At 70.3% G+C, this 21,084-nt stretch carries 20 protein-coding genes and 1 tRNA gene; 12 read left to right on the top strand and 9 right to left on the bottom strand.

The features are described from left to right. The gene (locus BMY74_RS07075) at positions 1-819 is read left to right on the top strand and encodes a helix-turn-helix domain-containing protein (protein ID WP_089911423.1); all 819 of its coding nucleotides are present in this window, start codon (positions 1-3) and stop codon (positions 817-819) included. Between the two features lie 13 nt (positions 820-832). Beyond that, entirely contained in the window at positions 833-1,000 is a 168-nt protein-coding gene (locus BMY74_RS07070; RefSeq protein WP_089911419.1) for a DUF397 domain-containing protein, read from the top strand. Here the strand turns inward: BMY74_RS07070 and BMY74_RS07065 are convergent. The 3 genes from BMY74_RS07065 to BMY74_RS07055 form a co-directional block, all read right to left on the bottom strand. After that, positions 978-1,172, bottom strand: coding sequence for a PspC domain-containing protein (locus BMY74_RS07065; RefSeq protein WP_086668228.1), 195 nt, complete (start codon positions 1,170-1,172; stop codon positions 978-980). The genes BMY74_RS07070 and BMY74_RS07065 overlap by 23 nt on opposite strands. Positions 1,173-1,292: 120 nt before the next feature. Continuing rightward, on the bottom strand, positions 1,293-1,898 hold the full coding sequence (locus BMY74_RS07060; protein ID WP_089911415.1) for a TetR/AcrR family transcriptional regulator: 606 nt from the start codon (positions 1,896-1,898) through the stop codon (positions 1,293-1,295). Positions 1,899-1,925: 27 nt separating this feature from the next. Continuing rightward, positions 1,926-3,302, bottom strand: a complete 1,377-nt coding sequence (locus BMY74_RS07055) for a class I adenylate-forming enzyme family protein (RefSeq protein WP_218159547.1) — start codon at positions 3,300-3,302, stop codon at positions 1,926-1,928. Positions 3,303-3,339: 37 nt separating this feature from the next. Between BMY74_RS07055 and lnt the strand changes: the two genes are divergently transcribed. The 4 genes from lnt to BMY74_RS07035 are packed head-to-tail and all read left to right on the top strand — an operon-like array spanning position 3,340 to position 6,473. Further along, positions 3,340-4,887, top strand: coding sequence for an apolipoprotein N-acyltransferase (gene lnt / locus BMY74_RS07050; protein ID WP_089911408.1), 1,548 nt, complete (start codon positions 3,340-3,342; stop codon positions 4,885-4,887). Beyond that, positions 4,871-5,638, top strand: coding sequence for a polyprenol monophosphomannose synthase (locus tag BMY74_RS07045; protein ID WP_089911405.1), 768 nt, complete (start codon positions 4,871-4,873; stop codon positions 5,636-5,638). Before lnt ends, BMY74_RS07045 begins: the two co-directional genes overlap by 17 nt. 58 nt (positions 5,639-5,696) lie before the next feature. Then, positions 5,697-5,981, top strand: a complete 285-nt coding sequence (locus BMY74_RS07040) for a hypothetical protein (protein WP_089911401.1) — start codon at positions 5,697-5,699, stop codon at positions 5,979-5,981. Positions 5,982-5,999: 18 nt separating this feature from the next. Next, positions 6,000-6,473, top strand: a complete 474-nt coding sequence (locus tag BMY74_RS07035; RefSeq protein WP_089911397.1) for a TspO/MBR family protein — start codon at positions 6,000-6,002, stop codon at positions 6,471-6,473. On the opposite strand, the gene BMY74_RS07030 is transcribed toward BMY74_RS07035, so the two are convergent. From BMY74_RS07030 to BMY74_RS07020, 3 genes are read right to left on the bottom strand one after another with little or no spacing between them, the layout of a single operon-like run. Next, positions 6,466-6,894: a DUF4383 domain-containing protein gene (locus BMY74_RS07030; protein WP_089911394.1), complete on the bottom strand. Its 429-nt coding sequence runs from the start codon at positions 6,892-6,894 to the stop codon at positions 6,466-6,468. The two genes, BMY74_RS07035 and BMY74_RS07030, sit on opposite strands and share 8 nt — an antisense overlap. Before the next feature lie 8 nt (positions 6,895-6,902). Then, entirely contained in the window at positions 6,903-7,184 is a 282-nt protein-coding gene (locus BMY74_RS07025; RefSeq protein WP_089911391.1) for a hypothetical protein, read from the bottom strand. A gap of 48 nt (positions 7,185-7,232) precedes the next feature. Further along, positions 7,233-9,806 (bottom strand): ATP-binding protein, encoded by a 2,574-nt coding sequence (locus tag BMY74_RS07020; protein ID WP_089911387.1) that lies wholly within the window; start codon positions 9,804-9,806, stop codon positions 7,233-7,235. Between the two features lie 145 nt (positions 9,807-9,951). On the opposite strand from BMY74_RS07020, the gene BMY74_RS44855 reads away from it, so the two are divergent. The 4 genes from BMY74_RS44855 (at position 9,952) to BMY74_RS07005 (ending at position 17,452) form a co-directional block, all read left to right on the top strand. Further along, positions 9,952-10,033 (top strand) — tRNA-Tyr (locus tag BMY74_RS44855). Between the two features lie 76 nt (positions 10,034-10,109). Continuing rightward, a complete protein-coding gene (locus BMY74_RS07015; protein ID WP_089911384.1) occupies positions 10,110-10,601 on the top strand; it encodes a Gmad2 immunoglobulin-like domain-containing protein in 492 nt (163 codons plus the stop codon). 1 nt (position 10,602) lies between these two features. Beyond that, complete coding sequence (locus BMY74_RS07010; protein ID WP_089911381.1) at positions 10,603-11,826, top strand: MFS transporter; 1,224 nt, start codon at positions 10,603-10,605, stop codon at positions 11,824-11,826. A gap of 160 nt (positions 11,827-11,986) precedes the next feature. Next, on the top strand, positions 11,987-17,452 hold the full coding sequence (locus tag BMY74_RS07005) for an ATP-binding protein (RefSeq protein WP_089911377.1): 5,466 nt from the start codon (positions 11,987-11,989) through the stop codon (positions 17,450-17,452). Positions 17,453-17,562: 110 nt separating this feature from the next. Here BMY74_RS07005 and BMY74_RS07000 read toward each other — a convergent pair whose 3' ends face one another. Further along, positions 17,563-18,099, bottom strand: coding sequence for a GNAT family N-acetyltransferase (locus BMY74_RS07000; RefSeq protein ID WP_245785952.1), 537 nt, complete (start codon positions 18,097-18,099; stop codon positions 17,563-17,565). Positions 18,100-18,143: 44 nt separating this feature from the next. Further along, complete coding sequence (locus BMY74_RS06995) at positions 18,144-19,016, bottom strand: 5'-nucleotidase (protein WP_089911373.1); 873 nt, start codon at positions 19,014-19,016, stop codon at positions 18,144-18,146. Positions 19,017-19,056: 40 nt separating this feature from the next. Here BMY74_RS06995 and BMY74_RS06990 point away from each other — a divergent pair, with 40 nt between their 5' ends. Then, positions 19,057-19,371, top strand: coding sequence for a DMT family transporter (locus BMY74_RS06990; RefSeq protein ID WP_089911369.1), 315 nt, complete (start codon positions 19,057-19,059; stop codon positions 19,369-19,371). Beyond that, complete coding sequence (locus BMY74_RS06985) at positions 19,371-19,769, top strand: DMT family transporter (protein ID WP_089911366.1); 399 nt, start codon at positions 19,371-19,373, stop codon at positions 19,767-19,769. Before BMY74_RS06990 ends, BMY74_RS06985 begins: the two co-directional genes overlap by 1 nt. Here BMY74_RS06985 and BMY74_RS06980 read toward each other — a convergent pair. Next, positions 19,662-20,927 carry a glycosyl hydrolase family 18 protein gene (locus tag BMY74_RS06980; protein ID WP_218159546.1) on the bottom strand — a complete coding sequence of 422 codons (1,266 nt, stop codon included), beginning with the start codon at positions 20,925-20,927 and terminating at the stop codon, positions 19,662-19,664. The two genes, BMY74_RS06985 and BMY74_RS06980, sit on opposite strands and share 108 nt — an antisense overlap. Positions 20,928-21,084: the final 157 nt, after the last annotated feature.

Below are 21,084 nucleotides of genomic sequence, written 5' to 3'. Positions count from 1 at the left end.
ATGCCAAAAAGAGTGTCCACTGTGCTGGGTCGCGAGTTCGGCGAAGCCCTTCGAGCCATGATCGCCAGAACCGGTCTCAAGGAGGCCGAGCTCGCCAGGAAGCTCGGCTGGGAACACGCCAAGCTGTCGGACCTGGTGAACGGCAAGGGCGGCAGCTCCCTCGAGGAACTCGCTTTCCTGCTCGGCGTGTGCGGCGTCAAGCCGGACGAGTTCCAGTACCTGAAGCGCCTTTTCCTGGAGTCGCGGGAGAGGGGTTGGCTGCAGCTGTCCGACTCGGTGTTGTCACCTCACGTTCGGACGCTGATGCAGCAGGAGCGGCTCGCCAAGGAGATCGTGCATTGGAGTTCGTTGTTCATACCTGGGTTGCTGCAGGTCGAGTCGTACGCGCGTGCCGCAGCGACGGACTCGCCCTTCGTCAAGGACGAGAACCTGGAGAAGTGGGTCGCGGCCCGGATCGAGCGGCGAAACATCGTGGCGGGGCACAGGAAGTTCGTCTTCTACGTCTACGAACCGGTGCTGCACTCGGAGGTCGGGGATGTCGACGTGATGCGGGAACAGCTTCACGAGTTGCTGCGCATGTTGATCCGGCCGTACATCAGCCTGCGAGTCGTTCCTGCCGGGCGACCGCTCACGGGCGACTTCACCTTGTTGAAGTTCGAGAAGTTCGAGCCGATCGTCTACCAGGGGAGCCTGAACTCCGCGCTGTTTCTCGACGACAAAGCATCGACGGCCATCTACCTGGAGGCGCTCAGGGCGATGGACAGCTTCGCGTTGAGTAAGGAAGAATCGCGGGAGTTGATCACCAGCATCGTGTCCTGAGGAGGCGGCTCGGATGGTCGAGTGGCGCAAGAGCAGCTACAGCCCAACCGATACCGACTGCGTCGAGATCGGTCGTGGTGTCGGCATCCGGGACTCCAAGGCGCCCGCCGCCCACGTGCCGGTCGAGCCGGCAGCGTGGGAGGCGTTCCTGCGGCTGGTCAGTAGCCGCGGTCGGGCATGATCACCCAAAGCACGAGGTAGACGACGAACTGCGGTCCGGGCAGAAGGCAGGACAGCAGGAACAGAAGGCGCACGGTGCTCGCCTTCATCCCCCAGCGCTGGGCGAGCCCCGCGCAGACACCCGCGATCATCCGGTTGGTCCTGGGCCTGCTCAAAGCAACTGTCGTGGTCATGTACCCAGGATGCCCATTCCGCGCGATCTGTTGCATCGGGACCAACCCTGAATTGACCCGGATGAGCGAGGTCACGCGATTCCAGGGGCGCGAACCGCAACAGAACGGCCCCGGGAAGCGTCAGGCGACGGACGCCGTGGAGAGCTGGTCGACGAACCGCAGGCAGATGGTGCGCATGGTGTCGACCGTCATGGCCTGTGAGCCGGCCAGCACCTGCAGAGCCAGCCCGTCGAGCATGCTGACCAACATGTTCGCGAGCTCGACCGGGTCGCCGGACGCGGTGATGTCGCCGGAGGCCTGGCCCGCGCGGAAGATGCTCGCCACTATGTCGCGCCACTCGCCGTAGAAGCGCTCGTTGAGCTCCTGCAGTTCCGGGTTGCGGATGGCCTCGACCCAGAGCTCCACCCAGACCTTCCACGCCTCGACGGTCTCGGCGCCCTCGGGCAGGTACGACTCGACGACCATGCGCAGGCGGGTCAGCGGGGGCTCGTCGGACTCGAGGATCCAGCGGCGGCGGGTCACCGAGACCTCGAAGCAGTGCTCGAAGGCCGCGTCGGTGAGTTCGCGCTTGGTCTCGAAGTAGTAGTGGACCGTGCCACCCGAGACGCCGGCGTCCTTGGCAACGTCGGACACCCGGAGGTGGCGGAAGCCCTCGGCCGCGATCACCTTGCAGGTCGACGCGAGGATCTGCGCCTTGCGTTCGGCTTCGACGCTTGGACGGGGCATCCGTCACCTCCTGGTTTGTGCCGAACCTTACCGAAAGAGGGAACGGAGCTTGCGCTTGTCGACCTTTCCGACCTTCGTCAGGGGCAGTCGCGGCAGAACCGTGACCCCTCTGGGCTGGTAGAGCTCACCCAGTTCGGCCACGACCGAATCGCGAATCCTGTCGACATCGACATCCGGTCCTTCCGCGACCAGGAACAAGTGCACCACCTCGCCCAACGCCTCGTCGGGCCTGCCGACGGCCGCGGCCTCGCGGATTCCGGGAAGCGTCACGACGAAGTCGTCGAGCAGACGCGAGTAAACGTTGTCAGAAGTCCTTCCGGTGACGATGACGTCCTTGCTGCGGTCGTTCAAATAGAGGAATCCGTCGGAATCCAAATGGCCCATGTCGCCGGTGTTGAACCAGCCATCGGCCGTTTCGCTCAACGGCGGTTCGCCCCAATAGCCCTCCATCACGAACGGGCCGCGCACCCACACGTTCCCGTCACGGATCTCGACCTCCGTGAGCGGGTTGGGCTTGCCGACCGTGCGCAGCGTGTCCGGGCGGGAGAGGTCGACGGACGTCGCGGGCATCATCGTGATCGCCTTGGCCTCGGTCATGCCGTAGCCCTGGTTGACGACGGGACCCCACTTCTCGATCGCCTGCCGCAGGCGCTTCGGGGCGAGCGGGGAGCCGCCCACGATGACGACGCCGAACTGCGGGCCCGGGCACTCCGGGTGGTCCAGGACCTCGTACATCATCGGCGGTACGAACATCGTCGCGTTGATCTGCTCGTCGCGGGCGAGGCGCACGAAGGTGTCCGCGTCGAACGTCGACGGGCCCAGCACCAGCTTCGAGCCTGTGACCAGGGCGAGCTGGCATGCGCCCGCGCCGCTGCCGTGGGTGATGAGGGTGTTGCAGAGCATGTTCATGGGCGGCGTCTGCGAGAACGCCGACCAGCGGCTGTCGTCGCGGTGCACCGCGAGCTTCGGCAGGCCGGTGGTGCCGCCGGTGTACATGACCGTGGTGAACGACGGTGCCGGGGTGCGTTCGACCGGGTCGCCGGGGAGGTCGGCGAGGTGCCAGCCGTCGAGCCGGGTGCTGAACTCGGGGTCGACGACGACGCCGGAGACCTCCGCGCGTTCGATGAGCGCCTTCAGCTCGCTGGGACCCGGCTCCGGCGGCACGTAGACCAGGCGCGCGCCGAGCAGGTGGACGGCGACGACCAGCAGGACCGCCTCGGGGGTGTTGCCGACGTACGCCGCCACGCCGTCGCCGGGGCCGATGCCGCGCCGGGCGAGGCCGTCGGCGAGCCGGAACAGCAGGTCACGGGCTTGTGCGCGGGTGAGTCTGGTGTCGCCGCCGATCAGGGCTTCGCGCTCGTCGTCTGTGGACAGCCGTTCCAGCACAAGATCGACGTAAGTCATACGTCCTGTGTACTCCTGGGCCTCGTACGCTGATCGGGTGGTCGCACCCCCCATCGCGCCGGAATCGCCGGAATTGCCCGCGCGCAGGCGAAAAGTGAGCCGTCCGGTGCTGTTGCGCACGGCACTCGCCGTCGTCGGCGGCGTACTGGTCTACCTCAGCTTTCCGCCGCGGCCGCTGTGGTTCCTGGCCCCGGTCGGGTTCGCGTTGCTGGCTTATGTGATCTACGACAGGCGTGCACGCGCCGGATTCGGGTACGGGCTGTTGTTCGGCCTCGGGTTCATGGTGCCGCTGCTGCGGTGGACCGGGGAGTTCGTCGGACTGATCGCGTGGCTGCCGCTGGCGCTCGCGTGCGCGCTGATGATCTCGATCGGCACGGCCGCGATGGCGTTCGCGTCACGCGTGCCGGGGTGGCCGCTGTGGGCCGCGTGCCTGTGGGTCGCGGACGAGGCACTGCGCGGGGTGTTCCCGTTCGGCGGGTTCACCTGGGGCAAGATCGCGTTCGGCCAGCCGGAGGGGTGGTTCCTGCCGCTCGCGTCGCTGGGCGGGGCGCCGCTGGTGACGTTCGCGGTCGTGCTGACCGGGTTCGGGCTGTTCTGGCTGGTCAAGAACTGGAAGCTCGCCGCGCCGCTGGTCGTCGTGCCGCTGGCGGTGGGCCTGGTGCTGCCCGTCGGAGTGGACGCGTCCGCCGGGACCGTCACCGTCGCCGCCATCCAGGGCAACGTGCCGCGCGCCGGTCTCGACTTCAACTCTCAGCGCCGCGCGGTGCTCGACAACCACGTGAAGAAGACGATCGAACTCGCGGCGGACGTGGCGGCGGGCAGGGCCGAGCAGCCCGACGTGGTGATCTGGCCGGAGAACTCCTCCGACATCGACCCGTTCCGCAACCCCGACGCCGCCGCGCGCATCGACGTGGCCGCGAAGTCCATCAAGGCGCCGATCGCGGTGGGCGCCGTCGTCGTCGACAAGGGCGACGGGCTGCCGCGCAACCAGGTGGTGCTCTGGGACCCGGAGAAGGGGCCGACGGACACCTACACGAAGCGCAAGCTGCAGCCGTTCGGCGAGACGATGCCGATGCGGTCGTTCTTCCGGCTGTTCGCCTCCGAGGTCGACCGGGCGGGGGTTTTCCAGCCCGGATCGGACCCGGAGGGTTTCGTCATGGGGCCCGCGAAGGTCGCGATTGACACATGTTACGAAGTGGCGTTCGACTCAGTGGTCCGCGACTCCGTGACGGCCGGCGCGACGATCATCGCGATCCCGACGAACAACGCCACGTTCGGCTACACGGAGATGACCTACCAGCAGCTTTCCATGTCCCGGGTGAGGGCGGTGGAGCACGGGCGCGCCGTGGTCGTGGCCGCCACCTCCGGGGTGAGCGCGATCGTCGAACCTGACGGTTCCGTCACACGGAAGACTGGGCTTTTCGAGCCGGGTGCCCTGGTCGCGACACTGCCGCTGCGGTCACAGACTACGCTGGCGACTTGGCTAGGAGCCTGGCCCGAGTGGGTGATTGCCGCTGCGGGTCTTGTGGCGTTGGTGCCGGGCTTCATACGACGACGGAAGGACTCGAATGGCGCGGCAGCCTGACCAGGAACTCGGGCAGGTGCTGGTGGTGATCCCGACCTACAACGAGCGGGACAACATCGGGAAGATCGTCAAGAGGTTGCACACGGCGCTGCCGGACGTGCACGTCCTCGTGGTCGACGACGGCAGCCCCGATGGCACCGGCCAGCTCGCCGACGAGATGGCGGCCGCGGACGACCGGGTCCACGTGATGCACCGCACCGAGAAGGCCGGTCTGGGCGCCGCGTACGTCGCGGGCTTCCAGTGGGCGCTCGACCGCAACTACGGCGTCATCTGCGAGATGGACGCCGACGGCTCGCACGCGCCGGAGCAGCTGCACCGCCTGCTCGACGCGCTGCCGAAGGCCGACCTGGTCCTCGGCTCGCGCTGGGTGCCGGGCGGCGAGGTCGTGAACTGGCCCGCGCAGCGCAAGTTCCTGTCGCTGGGCGGCTCGCTGTACTCGCGGCTCGCGCTGGGCGCGAACGTGCGCGACATGACGGGCGGCTTCCGGGCGTTCCGCGCGGACACCCTGCGCAAGCTGAACCTCGCCTCGGTCGCGTCGGCCGGCTACTGCTTCCAGATCGACCTGCTGTGGCGGACGATCGAGCTGGGCTTCCGGGTCCGCGAGGTGCCGATCACGTTCCTCGAGCGCGAGTTCGGCGAGTCGAAGATGAGCGGCAACATCGTGCGCGAGGCCCTCATCCGCGTGACGAAGTGGGGCCTGCGGCGCCGCGGCAACCAGGTCAAGGCGCTGCTCACCGGCAAGAAGAAGTAAGCGCGGTTGACTTGTCCGGCGGTTGCGAGCGCGACCGCCGGACAGCACTGTTGCACGCATGGGCCTCGCGGACCGGATGATCCGCCTGCTCTGGGCGGTCGGCGGTGAGGACGTCGCGTCCAGGGTCCTGAGAGCGCACTGGCGGCTGCTGCCGTCCGACGACCCGCTGGGCCGGGCGCTGCGGTCACGCCTGGTGGAGGCGCTGCGCGCCGAGCTGCCCGGTCACGACGCCCAGATCCGCGAGGCCGTCCTGGTCGACGAACTGACGCTGCTGGGTCCCGGCCGGGAGAAGCCGAGCCGGGCCGCGGTGCTGGGGATCGTGCGTGCTTTGCCCCGGTCCTGAACGGGTACCACCCGGGGCATGACGCTGGTATCGGAACGGCACCCCGTCCGCGCTCTCGGGCTGTTCGCGGGGGCGGTGCTGGTCACCGCCGTGGTGGGCTCGCTGTTCTCCGTGTCGGCCGGATCGACGTACATGGCCCTGGAGCAGCCCTCCTGGGCGCCGCCCGCGTGGCTGTTCGGCCCGGTGTGGACGACGCTGTACGTGATGATCGCCGTCTCCGGCTGGCTGGCGTGGCGGGCCGGGGCCACGCGTCGTGAGCTGGCGTTGTTCGGCGGGCAGCTCGTCCTGAACGCGCTGTGGACGCCGTTGTTCTTCGGGCTCGGCTGGTTCTGGGTGGCGTTCGCCGAGATCGTGGTGCTGTGGCTCGCGGTCGCCGCCGTGCTCGTGGCGTTCTGGCGGCGCAGCACCGTCGCCGGGGTGCTGCTCGTGCCCTACCTGGCGTGGGTGAGCTTCGCGGGCGCGCTGAACCTGTCCATCGCGCTGCTCAATTGACCGGTGAGTCGCTGCGGGCGCGTTCCACCGCCGTCGTGATCACGCCGAGCAGGATCATCCCGGCGCCGAGGCCCAGGTGCAGCCAGTTGTCGGCGGTGTTGACCGGCAGGACGTTCGAGTCGCCGTGTTCGCCGATCGCCGAGCCGTAGACCCACAGCAGCACGTAGAGGCCGCCGCCCGCCACCAGGAACATGCGGGCGAACTGGGGCGTCTTCGCGGCGAGCAGGCCGAGCACGCCGAACAGCAGGTGCACGAGGTTGTGCAGGACGGACACGGCGAAGAGGCCGAACAGGAGGGCTCCCGAGTGACCGGCGAAGCGCAGCTCGTCGTAGTGCGTGGTGATGCCGGGCACGAACCCGAGCACACCGACGAGCAGGAAGGCCGCGCCGATCACCGAGGACGCCGTTTGAACTGGTCGCATGCGGCTGGCTACCCGGCGACGGCCGGAATGAACTCCCGCAGCACCTCCATTCCGGTCATCGCGGGCGCGCCGGCCGGCTCCGGGCCGAGCACGCGGGCGAGAACCGGCCCCAGGACGTCGCGGAAGAACCGGTCGGCGTGGTCCTTCGACTCCCAGACGGCGATGACCCGGAACTCGTCGCCGTCCTGGCAGGCGTAGCGGGCGCGCAGGCCGTCCGGAACGGCCGCGCCCATCACCTGGTCGAGCTTGTCGAGAGAGCGGATGGGCGGGGTCGCGATGGTGAGCCACATGGTGTCCTCCTCGGTCGATGTGACCCCAACCTAGGAAGTTCGCGCTGGTCAGCCATCCGCCGGACTACTCGGTGCGGTACTCATCCACGCCGCGATCTGGCTGCGCGTGCGGAAGCCGAGCTTGGTGAGGATGTGCTGGACGTGGTTCTGGGCGGTCCGCTCGGAGATCACCAGCCTTCGCGCGATCTGGCGGTTGGTCAGGCCCGCGGTCACCAGCTCCGCGACCTCGTGCTCGCGGCTGCTCAGCTCGGTCGTGGCGAACGCCGTCATGCCCAGCGCGCGGATCGTGCGGTCGGCGGCGCGCTGCACGGCGTCGGCGTCGCGTCCCAGTGCGCGCAGGGCGGCCGCGAGGTGCCAGCGGGCCTCGGCGGCGAAGGCCGGCGCGCCCGCCCGTGACGCCTCGTCGGCCGCGGCGGTCAGGTCGGCGACGGCCTGCTCGTGCTCACCGAGCGCCAGGTGGCCGCGGCCCAGCGCCAGCGTCACCGGGCCCATGTACGCGACGCCGTTTCCGGCCGCGTGCTCACCGCGGAACCCCGCGAGCCGGGGCAGGACCTGCCGCAGGTCGTCGGTCAGACCCAGTCCGGACGTCACGAGCACGGCGTCGACCAGACCGGGCAGCACGAAGAACGCGGGCAGGTCCCACTCGGCGACCGGGCCGCAGCGGCGGTAGAACTCCAGCGCCTCGTCGCGGAAACCCGCGCGCAGCAACAGGAACGCCCGCGTGAGCTTCGACATCAACCGGAACCGCGGCGGCGGGTCGTGGAAGTGGCGGGCCAGCGCGAGGCCGTCCTCCGAGACGTCGAGGTGGCACGAAAGCCCGCACTGCAGGGCGAAGTAGGCGCCCGACGCGGGTTCGCGCTCGATGACGCGCATCCGGTCGTAAGCGCGGCGGCCCGTCTCCCTCGCCTCCGCGAACCGGCCCTGCGCCTGGGCGATGCAGGCCGTCACGACGTCGAGGTGCCACAGCGGGACCTGGCCGCCCACGCGCTCGCAGGCCCGTTCGAGTGCGGGCAGTTCCTCCTGCGCCGCGGCGAGCTCGCCGCTCTCGACCAACGCGTGGACGCGCCACAGCGAGCCCCACATCGCTCCGCGCGGGCTGTGCGTGCGGTGGGCGAGCGCGATCATCTCGGTGGCGAGCCCGAGGCGTTCGGCCCGGCCGGCCGGACCGGGACACGCCTCCTGCCTGGCGTGCAACGCCTCGGCGAGCGCCCTGTCGTCACCCCTGGCCAGCGCGAGCGCCTCGCGGCTCAGCCGGTCGAGCCGGTGCTGCTCGCCGCGGTAGAACGCCAGGTGGCTGCGCTGGGCCAGCAGGCGGGCGCGCGTCGCCGGGCGGACGTCGTGGCGGAGGGCGTTGTCGCACAACGGGGTCGCGACCGCGTTGACGCCCGCACCGGGTGCGGCCTCGAGCACCAGGGCCGCCTCGGCGACCTGTTCGGGATCCGTGGCGAGTTCGGCGGCGCGCTGGGCGGCCTGGACGCACGTGGCCAGGTCCCCGGCGAAGTAGGCCGCCCGGCCGAGCGCGACCTGGACCTCGTTGCTGTCGCCCAGTTCCGCGGCCGCGCGGTACAGGCGCACGCCTTCCTCGTAGGCGAGCCGGGTCACCGCGTCCCGCGCCGCGCGGATGGTCCACCCGCGCGCCTCTTCCGCCGCGCCGCAAGCGTGCCAATGCCGGGCGACGTCCGCGTAGCGCGTGCTGCCCGCCATGGCCTCCGCGATCCGGCGGTGCAGCACCCGGCGTTCGGCGGGGGAGAGCGAGGCCTCGACGGCGTCCCTGGTCAGCGCGTGCGTGAACCGGTGCCCGGTCGCGTCGATCAGCGTCGCCGCCTCGTCCAGGGCGCTGATCGGCAGGTCCGACGCCCTCGCGGCGAGGTCGAGGTCGAAGTCGCGGCCGATCAGCGCGGCGGTCTTGACCAGCTCGCGGGCGTCGGGGGAGAGCTTGGCGAGACGGGCGGCGACGATGTCGCGCACGCTGCGCGGTGGCCGGTCCGCACGCCAGGTGCCGTCCTCGAGAGCGCGGGCGATCTCCGTGACGAACAACGGGTTGCCGCCGGTCAGCTCGGTGATCGTGGCCGCGTGCTCCGCTCCGGCGAGCTCCGCGACCTCGTCGGCGGACAGCCCGTGCAGGTCGATCCGGTCGGCCGAGCGCATGAGGTCCGCGACCGCCGGGCACGGATCGCGGAACGTCGCGAACAGCAGCACGGTCCGCAGGTGCGTGGCCAGGTGGGCGAGCACGAGCAACGACGCCTCGTCCGCCCAGTGGACGTCCTCCAAGACGACCACCAGCCCGTCGCGGTCCAGCGCCGTCGTGACCGCGTCGAACACCCGGAACCGGTCCTGCGGCACCTCGGCGTCGTGCGCGAGCACGGCGTCGGGATCCGCGCCGGCCGCCTTCAGCACCTGCCGCCACGGCCAGAACGCGGGCGCCCCGGCGGTCTCGACGCAGTGCCCCCACACCACCTCCCGGCCGAGCGCGAGGGCGTGCCCGGCCAGCTCCTGGGCCAGCCGCGTCTTGCCGATGCCCGGCTCACCGCCGCAGAGCACCAGCCGTCCGGTCCCCGCCGCGAGCCACGACCGCACCGCGGCGAGCTCACGGCCGCGCCCCACGACCCTCACGTCCTGCATGTCGCTCCGGCGTGAAAAGACGTTTCCCGGGGATGCCGCAAACAAATGGTTGGCGCGCTGGACGAAGATCGGGGAAAGTGGTGCATGCCGCTGTAAGGCCAGGTCAGAGTGCTCGTTCGCGTGTGAAGAAATGTGTTCGAACAAGGGTGGAGAGGGGGCTGTGGAGCCCCGCCCGTCTGTAAAACGGGAGCTTTTGTGCAGAGTCGGTTCGACTCCGACCTCCACCACCGTTGCGCCACCGGGGTGAACCCCGGCAACGCACCCCCCGCCCCTCACGACTTACGGGTGGAGGAAGGGGGAGACATGTCCATCGACGTACAACAGCCCCGCCCGCTCGGCCTCGTCGGCGGCCAGGTGCACATCGCCGGCACCGCGGGCGGCGCGTTCGAGGCGCGGTTCCGGTACCGCGTGCACGAGGGGCACGATGAGGTGACCGGCGGGTTCAGCGCCGGGGACGGGGTCGGCGGCCACGGCCAGTTCCAGGTGCGGGTCGACGTGTCGGGGGCGTCGTTCGCGCTCGACCGGCTCTTCGTCGAGGTCTTCTGGGAGTCACCGGAGGACGGCGCCGAGCTCGACAAGGTGATCGTGCCGGTGGTGTACGGGCCGCGGATCGTGCCTGGGTACCGGGTCTACCAGGAGTACGTGGTCAAGGCCGGCGACACGCTGTGGTCGATCGCCACGCACTTCTACGGCTCCGGCAACCTCTACACGCGGCTGGTGCGGGCCAACCCGCACGTCATCACGGACCCCAACGTGATCAGCCCGGGGACCGTGATCAGGGTTCCGCAGTCCTGATGTGACCCTCTGGCAGGACCGGGAGTTCAGGAGGTTCTGGCTCGCCAGGGCGATCTCGAACGCCGGGTCCGCGCTGTCGGGCGTCGCGCTGCCCGTCCTGATGTACTCGCTCACCGGCAGCGCCGCGCACACGGCGGCGCTCGCGGCGCTGACCGCGGCCCCCTACCTGGTGTTCGGGCTGGTCGCGGGCGCGCTCGCCGACCGGGTGCACCGGCGCGCGGTCATGGTGGTCACGGACCTGGTCAGCGCCGGGCTGCTGGCCAGCGTGCCCGTCGCCTCCGCCTTCGGCGCGCTGACGCCGGTGCACCTGATGCTGGTGGCGGGCGGGGTGGCGAGCGTCGGTGTCTGGTTCGACGCGGCCGCGTTCGGGGCCCTGCCCGCGCTCGTCGGGAGCGAGAACCTCGTGCGCGCCAACAGCGCGGTCTGGAGCACGGCCACCGCTGTGCACATCGCGGCCCCGTCGGTCGCGGGGGTGTTGTTCGCGATCCACGGGCCCGCCGGGACGATGGCGCTCGACGCGGTGAGCTTCGCCGTGTCCGCGGCGCTCGTGCGGACGATCCTGCGGCCGATGACCACCTCGCGGCCGCCGCGCACGGTCCTCGGGGCCGACATCCGCGAAGGACTCGAGTTCCTGTGGAGAGAATCCACAGTCCGGCTCTTCCTCGGCCTGGGTCTCGGTCAGGCCGTCGCGGGCGGCGCCGTGTCCGGGCTCCTCGTCGTCTACGCCTTCCGCGGGTTCGACGTCCCGCAGGACGATCCGCGCGTCGGCGTGCTGTTCAGCGCGCTGGCCGCCGGGTCGTTCGCCGCCACCGCCCTCATGCCCGCGATCAGCGACGCCTGCGAGCCCCGCCGCGTCACCGCGACCGGGCTCACCGCCGGCGTGGGCGTGCTGGGCCTGCTGGTGGGGGCGCAGGCGTGGTGGCTCGCCGTGCTCGGCGTCGCCCTGTGGGGCCTGACCTCGACGGTCGTCGTCGTCAACGGCATCACGGTGCGTCAGTTGATCACCCCTGATCATCTTCAGGGGAGGGTCGGCCTGGTCGGGCGCATGATGACGTTCGGGGTGGGGCAACCGGCCGGCGCGCTGGCAGGGGGCGTGCTGGCCGACGCGCTGTCGGTCCGTTCCGCTCTGGTGACCGCGGCATTACCGCTCGCTGTCGCCGCTGTGATCGGATGGTCACAGGTGGGCAGCGAGAGCGGTGGTGAGTTGGGACACGGGCTCAAGTGAGGCTGTGCCGAGGACCTGGTGCCTTGTTGGTTTCATACAAAGCACGCTGCTCAACTCGTTCCGATCTAGCGGTTTTGCTACCGGGTAGTAGACGAGAGTGTGTACATCGATTGAGCGGCGTGTGCCGCTGAGGTCGTAATGTCCGCGAGGAGCCAAGTCGTTGTTCAGTCGTGTAGCGATCGTCAACCGCGGGGAAGCCGCAATGCGGCTGATCCACGCCGTCCGTGAGCTCGCCGCCGAGTCAGGGGAACGGATCGAGACCGTTGCCCTGTACACCGATGTCGACAAGTCGGCGCCCTTCGTCAGGGAGGCCGACCTCGCCTACAACCTCGGCCTGGCGGCGGACCGTCCGTACCTGAACCTGCAGGTGCTGGAGACCGCCCTCGTCGAGACGAAGGCCGACGCCGCGTGGGTCGGCTGGGGCTTCGTCGCCGAGATCCCCGAGTTCGCCGAGCTGTGCGAGAAGGTCGGCGTCACGTTCGTCGGCCCGTCCGCCGAGGCCATGCGCAAGCTCGGGGACAAGATCGGCTCGAAGCTGATCGCCGAGGAGGTCGGCGTCCCCGTCGCGCCGTGGTCGCGCGGTGCCGTCGAGAACCTCGAGCACGCCCTGAAGGTGGCCGAGGAGGTCACCTACCCGTTGATGCTCAAGGCGACCGCCGGTGGTGGCGGCCGGGGCATCCGCAAGATCACCTCTCCTGCCGAGATGGAGGAGAACTTCGAGCGCACCAGCCTGGAGGCCGCGCGCGCTTTCGGCTCCGGCGTGATGTTCCTGGAGCGCCTCGTCACCGGCGCCCGGCACGTCGAGGTGCAGGTCATCGCCGACGGCCAGGGCACGGCGTGGGCGCTCGGCGTCCGCGACTGCTCGGTGCAGCGGCGCAACCAGAAGATCATCGAGGAGTCGGCCTCCTGCGTGCTGGAGCAGCACCAGGTCGACGAGCTGAAGGCCTCGGCCGAGCGCCTCGCGAACGCGGTGGGCTACCGCGGCGCGTGCACCGTCGAGTTCCTCTACCACCCCGGTGAGAAGCTCTTCGCGTTCCTCGAGGTCAACACCCGCCTGCAGGTCGAGCACCCGATCACCGAGATCACCACGGGCTTCGACCTGGTCAAGGCGCAGCTGCACGTGGCGGGCGGCGGCAGGCTCGAGGGCGAGAAGCCGGTCGAGCAGGGCCACGCCGTCGAGGCGCGCCTGAACGCCGAGGACCCGGACCGCGACTTCGCGCCGTGCCCCGGCACGATCGTTCGTCTGGAACTCCCGGCAGGCCCCGGCATCCGCGTCGACACCGGTGTGGCCGAGGGCTCGCAGATCCCCGCGGACTTCGACTCGATGATCGCGAAGATCATCGCCTACGGCCGCAACCGCGACGAGGCGCTCGGCAAGCTGCGCCGCGCGATGGCCGAGACGACCGTCATCATCGAGGGCGGCACGACCAACAAGAGCTTCGTGCTCGACCTGCTCGACGAGCCCGCCGTGATCGACGGCTCGGCCGACACCTCGTGGATCGACCGCGTCCGCGCCGACGGCGGCCTGATCTCGCACCGCCACTCCGCGATCGCGCTCGCCGCGGCGGCCATCGAGGTCTACGAGGACGAGGAGCAGATCAACCGCGCCGAGCTGCTGGCGTCGTCGCGGGGCGGTCAGCCGCGCACGAACCACGAGGGCGCGGCCAAGCTGGAGTTCGTGCTGCGCGGCCAGCCGTACGTCGTCAACGTCGCGCGCGTCGGTGCCGCGAAGTACCGCGTCGGCGTGGCCGCCGCGGACTCCGAGACCGTGCTGACCGGGGACGTCGACGTCGAGCGGTTCGACCACCACGTCGGCCAGATCACCGTCAACGGCACGCGGTTCCGCGTCGTCACCGGCACGCACGGCCCGGTCCACCAGGTCGAGGTCGACGGCGTCACGCACCGCGTCACCCGGGACGAGGGCGGTGTGCTGCGCTCGCCGATGCCCGCGCTGGTCGTCGCGACGCCGCTCGCGGTCGGTGCCGAGGTCGAGGCCGGCGCACCGGTGCTCGTGCTGGAAGCGATGAAGATGGAGACGGTGCTGCGCGCGCCGTTCCGCGCCCGGCTCAAGGAGCTCAACGTCGTCGTCGGCACCCAGGTGCCCGCCGGTGGCGCGCTGCTCAAGCTGGAGGAGGTCGAGGACGAGACCGGTGCCGCCGAGGTGGCGAAGTCCGAGTCGTCGGTCGAGCTGGAGCTGCCCGAACCGCCCGCGGACGTCCGGCCGGAGGAGCTCGCCGCCCGCGGTCTCGAGGACCTGCGCGCGTTGCTGCTGGGCTTCGACACCACCGCGCTGGAGACCGCGCGCGTGCTGTCGAACTACATGAGCGCGCGGCTCGAGCTGCAGGAGCGGCCGCTGGTCGCGGAGGCCGAGCTGCTCGGCATCTTCGCCGACCTGAGCGACCTCTCGCGCAACCGCCCGGCCGGTGAGGAGACCAAGCCGGAGAACCACATCCACTCCCCGCGCGAGCACTTCCACACGTACCTGAAGACGCTCGACGCGGACCGCGCGGCGCTGCCGGAGAGCTTCCGCGCCCGGCTCGCGAACGTGATCGGCCACTACGGCATCACCGAGCTCGACCGCACGCCGGAGCTGGAGCAGGCCGTCTTCCGGATCTTCGTGGCGCTGCGCCGCGGCGTGTTCGACGCGGCCGTGGCGACGGCCCTGCTGCGCCAGTGGGTGCAGGAGGCGCCACCGGTCGAGTCCGAGCGCGTGCGCGTCGGCCTGGTGCTGGAGCACATCATCGCCGCGACGCAGGTCCGCTACCCGCAGGTGGCCGACCTCGCCCGCAGCGTCGTGTTCACCTGGTTCGCGCAGCCGCTGCTGCGCCGCACCCGCGCCCGCGTGCACACCGAGGTCCGCAGGCACCTGATCCACCTCGACGCGAACCCGCGCGCGGCGGACCGCGAGGAGCGGATCGTCGCGATGGTGGCGTCGGCGGAACCGCTGGTGCGCCTGCTCGGGCAGCGCATCGGCAAGCCCGGCGCGGACAACACCCCGTTGCTGGAGGTGCTGGCCCGCCGCTACTACACCAAGAAGGCGCTGGAGAACCCGCGCGTGAGCGGCGCGTTCTTCCTCGCGGAGAACGAGCCGGAGCAGACGCGTCTCGTCTCGACCGCGGTGGAGTTCCCGTCTCTGACCGACGCGATCGGGGACGTCGTCAAGCACGCCGAGGGCAGCGCCGTCGTCGCGGACCTCTACGTCAACTGGGCCGACGGCCCGACCGACCAGGACGAGATGGCCGCCGGTCTCGGCGCCGCCCTCGCCGCGCACCAGCTGCCGCCGACGATCACCCGCATCACCACCACGGTGGCGGGCCGTCGCGGCGAGTCGATGCACCACCACTTCACGTTCCGCCCGTCGTCCGGCGGGTTCGCGGAGGAGAGGCTGGTGCGCGGGCTCCACCCGCGCATCGCCGAACGCATGCAGCTCGAGCGGCTGCGCGAGTTCGACCTCACGCGTCTGTCCTCTGTGGACGAGGACGTGTACCTGTTCCGCGCCGTGGCCAAGGCGAACAAGTCCGACGAGCGGCTCGTCGCCCTGGGCCAGGTCCGCGACCTGACGCCGTTGCGCGACGACGAGGGCAGGATCGTGGCCCTGCCCGCCGCCGAGGACGTCCTCGCGACCTGCCTCGACGGCATCCGCCGGGCCCGCGCGCAGTCCGGTGGCCGCACCCGACTCGCGACCAACCGCGTGGTGCTCTACGCGTGGCCGCCGACCGAGCTCGGCTCGAAGGACCTGGACGCGATCGCCCAGCGCGTGCTGCCCACGACGGCCGGGCTGGACTTGGAGGAGGTCCTGTTCCTGGCGCGCCGCCGCGACCCGGTCACCGGCGAGCTGTCCGACATCGGCGTGCGGATCGCGAACGACGCGGGCTCGGGCGTGCGGTTCTCGTTCGTGCAGCCGCCGACCGAGCCGATCCAGCCGCTCGACGACTACCGCCAGAACGTCCTGCGCGCCCAGTCGCGCGGCACGATCTACCCGTACGAGCTGGTCGACATGCTCGTCGGCGACGGCGGTTCGTTCGTGGAGCACGACCTCGTCGACGGCGCCCTGGTGCCGGTCGACCGCCCGCGCGGCGGCAACAAGGCGGGCATCGTCGTCGGTGTGGTGACCACCCCGACCCCGGCGTACCCCGAGGGCATGAAGCGCGTGGTGCTGCTGGGCGACCCGACCAAGTCGCTGGGCGCCCTGGCCGAGCCCGAGTGCTCGCGGGTGATCCACGCGATCGACCTGGCCGAGTCGTTGTCCGTGCCGCTGGAGTGGTTCTCGCTCTCGTCCGGCGCGAAGATCTCGATGAGCTCCGGTGTCGAGAACATGGACTGGGTCGCGGCCGCTCTGAAGCGGATCGTCGAGTTCACCCAGGACGGTGGCGAGATCAACGTCGTCGTCAACGGCATCAACGTCGGCGCCCAGCCGTACTGGAACGCCGAGGCCACGATGCTCATGCACACCAAGGGCATCCTGGTCATGACGCCGGACTCGGCGATGGTGCTGACCGGCAAGCAGGCCCTGGACTTCTCCGGCGGCGTGTCGGCCGAGGACAACTACGGCATCGGCGGCTACGACCGCGTCATGGGCCCGAACGGCCAGGCGCAGTACTGGGCGCCGGACCTGCGCTCGGCGTTCGACGTCCTGCTGGCGCACTACGAGCACAGCTACATCGCACCGGGCGAGTCCGGCCCGCGTCGAGTTGCTTCGAGCGACCCGGTTTCCCGTGACGTGTCGGTCTTCCCGCACGTGGTCGGCGACAGCCCGTTCACCACGGTCGGCGAGATCTTCTCCGTCGAGGCGAACCCGGACCGCAAGAAGCCGTTCGACATCCGCACGGTCATGCGGGCGTTGAGCGACCAGGACCACGAGGTGCTGGAGCGCTGGGCGGGCATGGCCGACGCCGACACGGCCGTCGTCCAGGACGTCCACCTCGGCGGCATCCCGGTGACCCTGCTGGGCATCGAGTCGCGCGGCGTCGCCCGCACCGGCTTCCCGCCCACCGACGGCCCGGACACCTACACCGCCGGCACGCTGTTCCCGAAGTCGTCGAAGAAGGCGGCCCGCGCCATCAACGCGGCCTCGGGCAACAGGCCGCTCGTGGTGCTGGCGAACCTGTCCGGCTTCGACGGCTCGCCGGAGTCGATGCGGGAGCTGCAGCTCGAGTACGGCGCGGAGATCGGGCGGGCGATCGTCAACTTCCGCGGGCCGATCGTCTTCACGGTGATCTCCCGCTACCACGGCGGCGCGTTCGTGGTCTTCTCGAAGGCGCTGAACCCGTCGATGACGGTGCTGGCCGTCGAGGGCTCCTTCGCCTCGGTCATCGGTGGCGCGCCTGCCGCGGCCGTGGTGTTCGCTCGTGAGGTTGACGGGCGTACGGCCAACGACCCGCGCGTGAAGAAGCTGGAGTCCGCGGTGGCGGAGGCTTCCGGGGCCGAGCGGGCGGCGTTGACCGCTGAGCTGGCCTCCACGCGTCAGTCGGTGCGGACGGAGAAGCTGAACGAGATGGCGGCCGAGTTCGACCGGGTGCACAGCGTGCAGCGGGCCGTTGAGGTCGGGGCGGTCGACGCGATCATCTCGGCGGCGGAGCTGCGGCCGGCGATCATCCGGGCGATCGAGGCGGGTCTGAAGAAGTAGGTTGGTGGGGTCTGGCCCGGTCATCCCGTTGGGGTGGCCGGGCCTTTCCTTCGGGCCGTGTCGAGCCGGGTTGTTTCATCGTCGCTTCGCGACGATCGCGATTGGGGCTCTCAGCCGTCGGTGCGCATCCGGGCGTGCACGTGCATGTCGTGCCACCCGTCCGCGTGCCGCGCGCTGCCGCGCAGCGTCCCCTCGACGGCGAACCCGAGCTTGGTGGCGACCCGGCACGACGCGATGTTCGCCGTCGAATGTTGCAACACCAGTCGATGCAGGCCGAAGTCGAAGGCCCACCGCGTCAACGCCTGCGTCGCGCGCACGGCGACACCTGCGCCCCGCGCGTCGGGCAGCACCCAGTACGACACGCCCGCCGTCGCCTCGAACAGCGAGACGCCGCGCAGTCCCACCTGACCGATCGGCCTGTCGCCGTCGACGATCACCCAGCTGGCGTCCTTCTCGTCGTGCCAGCACGTGGCCCAGGTCGCGATCCACTCGCGTGCCTCGTCGAGCGTGTCCATGCGCCGCACGTGCCACCGCTGGACGGCGGGGCAGGCGAAGGCGGCTCGCACGGTCTCGGCGTCTTCCTCCCGCCACGGCCGCAACGCCAGGTGGTCGTCGACGACGAGGTGCGGTTGGTCGGTTGCGCGCAACGAACCTGCTGGCAGGGCGGGACTCACGAGGTAGGGCACGCGGATCACTCGTTCGACACGCCGAACGGCACGTGCACGCACGGCACCGTCGGGACCAGGTGTCCCCGCTGGTCGTCGAAGAAGATGTGCGGCCGCAGCACGTCCAGGATCGGCGCCTTCCTCAACCCTCCCAGGAAGAACGCGTCGTTCACCGTCAGCCCCCACGCCTTCAGGCTGTTGATCGCCCGCTCGTGCGCGGGCGCCGAGCGGGCCGTCACCACCGACACCCGCACCCGGTCCTCGGCGACCCGCTGGATCCGGTTGACGCCCGCGAGGAAGTTCCGCAGCGGACCGGGGTCCAGGGGTGTGACGACGTTCGTGGCCTCGTGTTGCTGGAACCGGTCGAGGCCGCCGGTCTGGTAGATCCGCTCGGACGCGTCGTCGGCCAGCACGCCGTCGAAGTCGAACGCGATGCGCAGCGCCGGGTCGTCGTCGTCCTGGAACGACGACTGGAGCACCTGGCCCGCGGGCATGCCGGCCAGCGTGGCCTTGCGGACGTCCTCCTCGTTGGCGGACAGGAAGAGCGACATGTTCAGGGCCGGCATGAACTCGTGCGGGGCGCGGCCCTCGGTGAAGATCGCGCGCGTGATCGTCAGGCCGTGGTGGGCCGCCGACCGCAGGATGCGCAGGCCCGTGTCGGGGGAGTTGCGCGAGAGGACGATGACCTCGACCAGTGGGTCCAGCGCGTTGAGCCGCAACAGCCGGCGGAGGAACGGGAACGCGACGCCCGGTGCGAACGGCTCGGCCAGGTGTGCTTCCTGGTAGGCGCGGTAGGCGGCCTCGCCCTCGGTGGAGAAGACGGCGTCGGACGCGCTCAGGTCGAACAGGGCGCTCGACGCGACGCCTACGACCAGCAGGTTCTCCAGGCTGGGGGCCACGTCGGTGATCGTAGCCGCCGGTTCTGGTACGGTCGTACCAATGTACTGGTTCGTGCTGGTGGCCTCCGGGGTGCTGGAGGCGGTGTGGGCCACGGCGCTCGCGGCCTCGAAGGGGTTCCGCCGGCCGTGGCCGGTGGTGGTGTTCGCGGTGTCGATGACGCTGAGCGTCGTCGGGCTCGCGTGGGCGATGCGGGAGATCCCGGTCGGCACGGCGTACGCGGTGTGGGTCGGCGTGGGCGCCGTGCTCACGGTGCTCGTCGCGGTGCTGCGCGGTGAGGAGAAGCTCGGGGTGGCGCGCGCGTTGCTGCTGGTCGCGTTGATCGGCTGCGTCGCGGGCCTGAAGGTGGTGAGCTGATGTACTGGGCCGTGTTGCTGGCGAGCGCCGTGCTCGAGGCGGTCTGGGCGACGGCACTGTCCCAAGGGGCCTACGTGCTCTTCGTGGTCGCCGCCGCGCTGAGCATGGCCGGGCTCTCCTTCGGCATGAAGAGGATTCCGGTCGGGACCGCGTACGCCGTGTGGGTCGGCATCGGCGCGGCCCTGACGGTGACGTGGGCGATGATCACCGGCGAGGAACCGGTCTCCGCGTGGAAGATCGTGTTCCTCACCGGGATCATCGCCTGCGTCATCGGCCTGAAGTTCCTGAAATCAGGCGTTGATGGTCCACCGCTGGTTGGCGGTTCCGGCGCAGTCCCAGAGCTGGAGCCTGGTCCCGTCGGCGGAGCTGTTGCCGGTGGCGTCGAGACACCTTCCTGACGCCGCGTTGCGCAGCTGACCGTTGGACTCGAGCGTCCACTGCTGGTTGCCCGCACCCGTGCAGTCCCACAGCTGCGTCACGGCGCCATTGGCGGTGCCGGACGCGTCGAGGCACTTGCCCAAGGCGCGCAACGTGCTGCCGTTGCGGGTCCACTGCTGCGCGTTGGTGCCGTTGCAGGTGTAGAGCTGCACCGCGCTGCCGTTGGCGGAGTTCGCCGCGGCCACGTCCACGCACTTGCCGCCGAAACCGGTGATCGTGCCGCCGGTGGGAGGCTGGGGGTTGCCGCCGGACGCGGTCTCCCAGATGGCGTTGAGTAGGCTGGTGCTGCCGGTCGTGTCCTGGGAGAGCTCCCAGTTCATGATGCCGCCCGCGTTGGCCAGCGCCCACTGCGTCTTGCGGCGGATCGTCGGCAGACCGTTGTACTGGTTGCCGTTGTAACTGTCGCGGTTGGCGTTGGCCGGGTCCTGCGCGACGAGGTCGCGGTAGGAGACGTAGGTCGGGCGGCTGTAGAACGGCACGCCCAGCACGGCCTTGCTCGCCGGGAGACCGCGGCCCTTCCAGAAGTTGACCGACGCGATCGACCAGTCGTAGTTCGCGTGCGGGCTGCCGCCGTCGTAGGCCATGATGTTCAGCCAGTCGACGATGCCGAACACCGCGGGCTGCACGCCGTTCGCCGTGCCGCCCTCACTCACGACCGCGGCCGTGAGCAGCTTGCCGCGGCTGTGCAGCTCGTTGCCGAGCTGCTGCATCATCGCGGTGTAGTTGTTCGCCGAGGTGCCCGGATCCGGGTACTCCCAGTCCATGTCGACGCCGTCGAGGTTGTACTGGTTGACGAGGTTGACCAGGCTGTTGACGAACGTGGTGCGCGAGCTCGCGTTGCCCGCCAGCTGTTCGAACGCGGAGTCGTTGCCGTCGTTCCAGCCGCCGACCGCGATCGAGACCTTGACGCCCGCCGCGTGACCGCGGCTCACCAGCGTCTGCAGCTTGCCCGGGTCCGGCACGCCCTGGAGCGTGCCGTTGCCGTTCGGCAGCACGAACGAGTAGTTGATGTGCGTGAGCTTGTTGTAGGGGAGGGAGTTCACGTCGCCGGACCACGACGGCATGTAGCCGACGCTCTTGAACCCGGCGGGGTAGGCGGCCTGCGCGGCAGGCGCCATGACTGTCAGTGTCGCCGCGGCGGCGGCCAGCGCGAGGCCGGCGGCACCGAGGCGTGAGCGGAATGAACGCATTGCAGGGGAGGCCTTCCACTTCGTCGAGCGCCCATGGCGACGTTAGTGGTCTAGACCGGTTGCGGCCAGATCGGCCCGGTACCGG

The sequence above is a fragment of the Lentzea albida genome, assembly GCF_900111005.1.
Classification (GTDB): domain Bacteria; phylum Actinomycetota; class Actinomycetes; order Mycobacteriales; family Pseudonocardiaceae; genus Lentzea; species Lentzea albida.
This window is presented reverse-complemented; position numbering and strand designations above follow the sequence as displayed.